This window comes from Pseudomonas sp. XP1 (assembly GCF_053557675.1).
In genome coordinates this window covers 232,922-238,007 of record NZ_JBNRIJ010000003.1, presented here as the reverse complement: position 1 = coordinate 238,007, position 5,086 = coordinate 232,922, and the positions used below count along the sequence as shown (strand labels likewise).

Here is a 5,086-nt window from a genome sequence, read left to right as displayed (position 1 = left end):
TACCTGTGGGAGCGGGCGTGCCCGCGAAGAGGCCAGGGCAGGCAGCGGATGACCTCAGCCTTGCAACAGCTCCGGGCTGTTGAAGTTGCTCAACCTGCGATCATCGTCGGCACATTCCAGCCCCTGCACCGCTTCACGCAGCAAGGCCTTCTGCAAACTCCGCTCGCCCGCCGCCCAGGCCTGCTCCAGCACCGGCAACACCCTGCGTGGCAGCACGCTGAACATCGGCTGCCAGTACCCACCCTGGCGCACCATCGCCGCACTGTCACTGGTCACCGCCAGCCGCAGCAAGTCTTCGATCAACCCCCGGTCAACCAGCGGCGCATCACAGGCCAGAAGCACTACCCATTCATGCCGCGCCACCTTTAGCCCGGCAATCACCCCCGCCAACGGCCCGGGGTAGTCCGCCTCGGCATCGCCCACCAACTGGTCGGCATACGCCCGGTAGGCCTGCTGGTTACGGTTGCAGGAAATCACCAGGTCATCGCTGAGCGGCCGTACCACGCGCTGCACATGCGCCACCAGCGGTTTGCCCTGCCAGTCGACCAGGCCCTTGTCACGGCCGCCCATGCGCTGGCCGCGGCCACCGGCGAGAATGAGGATGGAGCAGGGGGGAAGGGCATCAGGCATGAAAAAGGGTTCCGGGCAGTCAATGCCGGGAACCCTCCCATTTCACGCGGGGCTTGTCCAGTCAGCTGTCGCTGGTCACGGCCTGCGTGTCGGCACCCGCCTGGCGTCGCCCGGCAAGGCGCATCACCACCACGAAGAACACCGGCACGAACACCACCGCCAGGGTGGCGCTGAGCATGCCGCCAATCACGCCGGTGCCGATCGCCTGCTGGCTGGCCGAACTGGCGCCGCTGGCAATGGCCAGTGGTACCACGCCGAGGATGAACGCCAGCGAGGTCATCACGATCGGCCGCAGGCGCAGGCGCGCGGCCTGCACGGCGGCGTCGACGGCATCCACGCCCTGGTCGACCAGGCTCTTGGCGAACTCGATGATCAGGATGGCGTTCTTCGCCGACAGGCCGATCAGGGTGATAAGGCCGACTTTGAAGAACACGTCGTTGGGCATGCCGCGCAGGGTCACCGCCAGCACCGCACCGAGCACGCCCAGCGGTACTACCAGCAGAACTGCGGTGGGGATCGACCAGCTTTCGTACAACGCTGCCAGGCACAGGAACACCACCAGCAACGACAGCGCCATCAGCATCGGTGCCTGGCTGCCGGACAGCCGCTCCTGCAGCGACAGACCAGTCCATTCCAGGCCGGCACCGGCCGGCAACTGGGCTACCAGGCGCTCGATCTCGGCCATGGCTTCGCCCGAACTGTAGCCAGCCGCCGGTTCGCCGGAAATCGACACCGCCGGGTAGCCGTTGTAGCGGGTCAGCTGCACCGGGCCGCTGACCCACCTGGCCTGGACGAAGGCGCCCAGTGGCACCATCTTGCCGCTGTCGTTGCGCACGTGGATCTTCAGCAGGTCTTCGACCTGGCTGCGCTGGTCGCCTTCGGCCTGCACCACCACCCGCTGCATGCGCCCCTGGTTGGGGAAGTCGTTGACGTAGCTGGAACCCACGGCCACGTCCAGCACCGAGCCGATATCGGCAAACGATACGCCCAGGGCATTGGCCTGGCGGCGGTCGATTTCCAGCTGCACCTGCGGGCTTTCCGCCAGCGAGGCTTCGCGCACGTTGGTCAGCACCTTGCTCCTGGTGGCATTGGCCAGCAGCTCGTCGCGGGCGGCCATCAGCTCGGCGTGGCCCATGCCGCCGCGGTCCTGCAGGCGGAACTCGAAGCCGGTCGACTCGCCAAGGCCGTCGATCGGGGGCGGTAGCACGGCATAGGCCACGGCGTCCTTGAGCTGGGTGAAGGCCATGGTCGCGCGGTCGGCGATCGACTGGGCGCTGTCATCGGCGCCGCGTTCGGACCAGTCCTTGAGGGTGGTGAAGGCCAGTGCCGCGTTCTGGCCGCTACCCGAGAAACTGAAACCCAGGATCAAGGTGGTGTTACCCACGCCCGGCTCTTCGGCATTGTGCGACTCGATCTGCGCCGCCACCTGCTCGGTGCGCATGCGGCTGGCGCCTGGCGGCAGCTGGATATCGGTGATGGTGTAGCCCTGATCTTCGGTGGGCAGGAACGCCGTGGGCAGCTGGCTGAAGCCATAGCCCAGCACCGCCAGCAGCAGCACGTATACCAGCAGGTACCGGCCGCTGCGCTCGAGCGCCTTCATCACCCAGCGCTGGTAGCCGTTGCTCATGCCCTCGAAGCGGCGGTTGAACCAGCCGAAGAAGCCCTTGCGTTCGTGGTGTTCGCCCTTGGCCACCGGCTTGAGCAGGGTGGCACACAGCGCCGGGGTCAGGCTGAGGGCCAGGAACGCCGAGAACAGGATCGACACGGCCATCGACAGCGAGAACTGCTGGTAGATCACCCCCACGGAGCCTTGCATGAAGGCCATGGGCAGGAACACCGCCACCAGCACCAGGGTAATGCCGACGATCGCGCCGCTGATCTGGCCCATCGCCTTGCGCGTGGCCTCTTTGGGCGGCAGGCCTTCCTCGGCCATGATCCGCTCGACGTTTTCCACCACCACGATGGCATCGTCGACCAGGATGCCGATGGCCAGCACCATGCCGAACAGGGTCAGCACGTTGACCGAGAAGCCCATGGCCAGCATCACGGCGAAGGTACCCATCAGGGCCACCGGCACCACCAGTGTCGGGATCAGGGTGTAGCGCAGGTTCTGCAGGAACAGGAACATCACCGCGAACACCAGCAGCATGGCTTCGAACAGCGTGTTGATGACCTGTTCGATCGAAACTTTGACGAATGGCGAGGTGTCGTAGGGGATGTCGTACTTGACGCCTTCGGGGAAGTAGCGTGCCAGGTCCTGCATCTTCGCCCGCACCAGGGTGGCGGTTTCCATGGCGTTGGCGCCCGGCGACAGCTGCACGCTGAAGGCAGTGGCCGGCTTGCCGTTCAGGCGCGTACCGTACTGGTATTCCTGGGCACCGATCTCGACCCGTGCGATATCGCCGATGGTCACCGTGGAACCGTCCGGGTTGGCACGCAGGACAATCCCGGCGAACTCCTCGGGGGTGCTCAGCTGGCCCTTGACGACCACGTTGGCGGTGATTTCCTGGGTGCCACGGGAGGGCAGGTCACCAATGCTGCCTGGGGCCACCTGGGCGTTCTGCGCGGCGATTGCCTCGGCCACGTCGTTGGGCGTGAGGTTGAAACCGATCAGCTTGCGCGGGTCGATCCAGATGCGCATGGCACGCTCCGAACCGTACAGTTGGGCCTTGCCGACGCCCTTGAGGCGGCGGATTTCGTCCATCACGTTGCGCGCCAGGATATCCGACAGGGCGGTTTCGTCGAGCTTGCCGTCTTCGGAGGTGAGGGTGGCCAGCAGCAGGAAGCCTGTGGAGACCTTTTCCACCTGCAGGCCTTGCTGGGTCACCGGGCGCGGCAGCCGCGACTCGACCACTTTCAGGCGGTTCTGCACGTCGACCTGGGCCAGATCCGGGTTGGTACCCGGGGCGAAGGTGGCAGTGATGGTCGCGCTGCCCAGGCTGCTCTGCGACTCGAAGTACAACAGGTTATCGGCGCCGTTGAGTTCCTGCTCGATCAGGCTGACCACGCTCTCGTCCATGGTCGCCGCCGATGCGCCCGGGTAAACGGCGTAGATTTCCACCTGCGGCGGGGCCACGTTGGGGTACTGGGCCACCGGCAACTGCGGGATGGCCAGGGCACCGGCCAGCAGGATGAACAGGGCGACCACCCAGGCGAATACCGGGCGGTCGATGAAGAATTGCGGCATGAATCAGGCCCTCACTGGCCAGTGTGCTGTGCGATGGGCGATGCCCCTGGTGCGTTGTCGACCTGCACCTGGTCACCGGCCTTGACGTGTTGCAGGCCTTCGACCACCACCCGTTCGCCGGGGGCCAGGCCTTCGCTGACGATCCAGCGGTCGCCCTGGGCGCTGCCCAGTACTACCTGGCGGTCGCTGACCCGGGCCTGCGGGTCGACCACCAGCACCTTGGGCACGCCAGCGCTGTCGCGCAGGATGGCGCGCTGCGGCACGCTCAGGCCCTTGGGCTGCACGGCTTGCTCCAGGCGCACGCGCACGTAGCTGCCGGGCAGCAGGTCGAGGTCCGGGTTGGGGAACTCGCTGCGCAGGGTGATCTGGTTGGTGCTGGGGTCGACGCTGATGTCGGAAAACAGCAGTTTGCCCGGCAGCGGGTAGGTGCTGCCATCGTCCTGGATCAGCGTGGCCCGGGCCTGACCGTCGCCGACCTGCTGCAGCTCGCCGGCACGCAGGGCGCGGCGCAGGGCGTTGAGCTCGCGGGTCGACTGGGTGACATCGGCGTGGATCGGGTCCAGCTGCTGGATGGTCGCCAATGGCGTGGTCTCGTTCTGCCCGACCAGCGCACCTTCGGTGACCTGGGCGCGGCCGATACGGCCGGAAATCGGCGCGGTCACGGTGGCGTAGCCGAGGTTGAGGCGGGCGCGCTCCAGCGCAGCCCTGGCCTCGGCCACTTCGGCATCGGCCTGCAGGTAGCTGGCCTTGGCGTTGTCGTATTCCTGGCGGCTGACGGCCTTGTCGTCGACCAGATCGCGATAGCGCTGCTCCTGCAGGCGCGCCTGGTACAGGGTGGCTTCGGCCTTGGCCAGGGTGGCGCGGGCGCTGTCGTGGTCGGCCTTGAACGGCGCCGGGTCGATCAGGAACAGCACATCGCCCTGCTTGACGTCGCTGCCTTCGCGGTACACCCGCTTGAGCACCACGCCCGCGACCCGCGCGCGCACTTCGGCGGTGCGTGGTGCGAGGATGCGGCCGCTGAGTTCACTGCTGATGGCCAGTGGTTGCAGTTGCAGGGTTTCCACCCGCACTTGCGGGGTGGGGGCCTGTTCTTCCTGTTCGGCGCTGTCGTCGCAGCCGGCCAGGGACAGGCTCAGAAACGCCAGAAGCGCCAATGGGCGCAAGCGTGGGGGTAGGGTAGTAGACATACGGATCTTCCGATGATGACCGCCTGTATGCTACGGCAGGCGTTCCTTGGGTGGCTGTTAATACCTGTAGGACGAGTGTGAA

3 protein-coding genes are annotated in these 5,086 nt (G+C 66.5%); all 3 read right to left on the bottom strand.

The window, feature by feature from the left end; all coding sequences use genetic code 11:
• Positions 1-54: 54 nt before the first annotated feature.
• The 3 genes from mobA to ACK1U9_RS04920 all read right to left on the bottom strand — a co-directional run bounded on the left by mobA (position 55) and on the right by ACK1U9_RS04920 (position 5,004).
• Positions 55-630, bottom strand: coding sequence for a molybdenum cofactor guanylyltransferase MobA (gene mobA, locus ACK1U9_RS04930; protein ID WP_108481232.1), 576 nt, complete (start codon positions 628-630; stop codon positions 55-57).
• 61 nt (positions 631-691) lie between these two features.
• On the bottom strand, positions 692-3,817 hold the full coding sequence (locus ACK1U9_RS04925) for an efflux RND transporter permease subunit (protein WP_196174049.1): 3,126 nt from the start codon (positions 3,815-3,817) through the stop codon (positions 692-694).
• Positions 3,818-3,828: 11 nt separating this feature from the next.
• Positions 3,829-5,004, bottom strand: coding sequence for an efflux RND transporter periplasmic adaptor subunit (locus ACK1U9_RS04920; RefSeq protein ID WP_449109739.1), 1,176 nt, complete (start codon positions 5,002-5,004; stop codon positions 3,829-3,831).
• Positions 5,005-5,086: the final 82 nt, after the last annotated feature.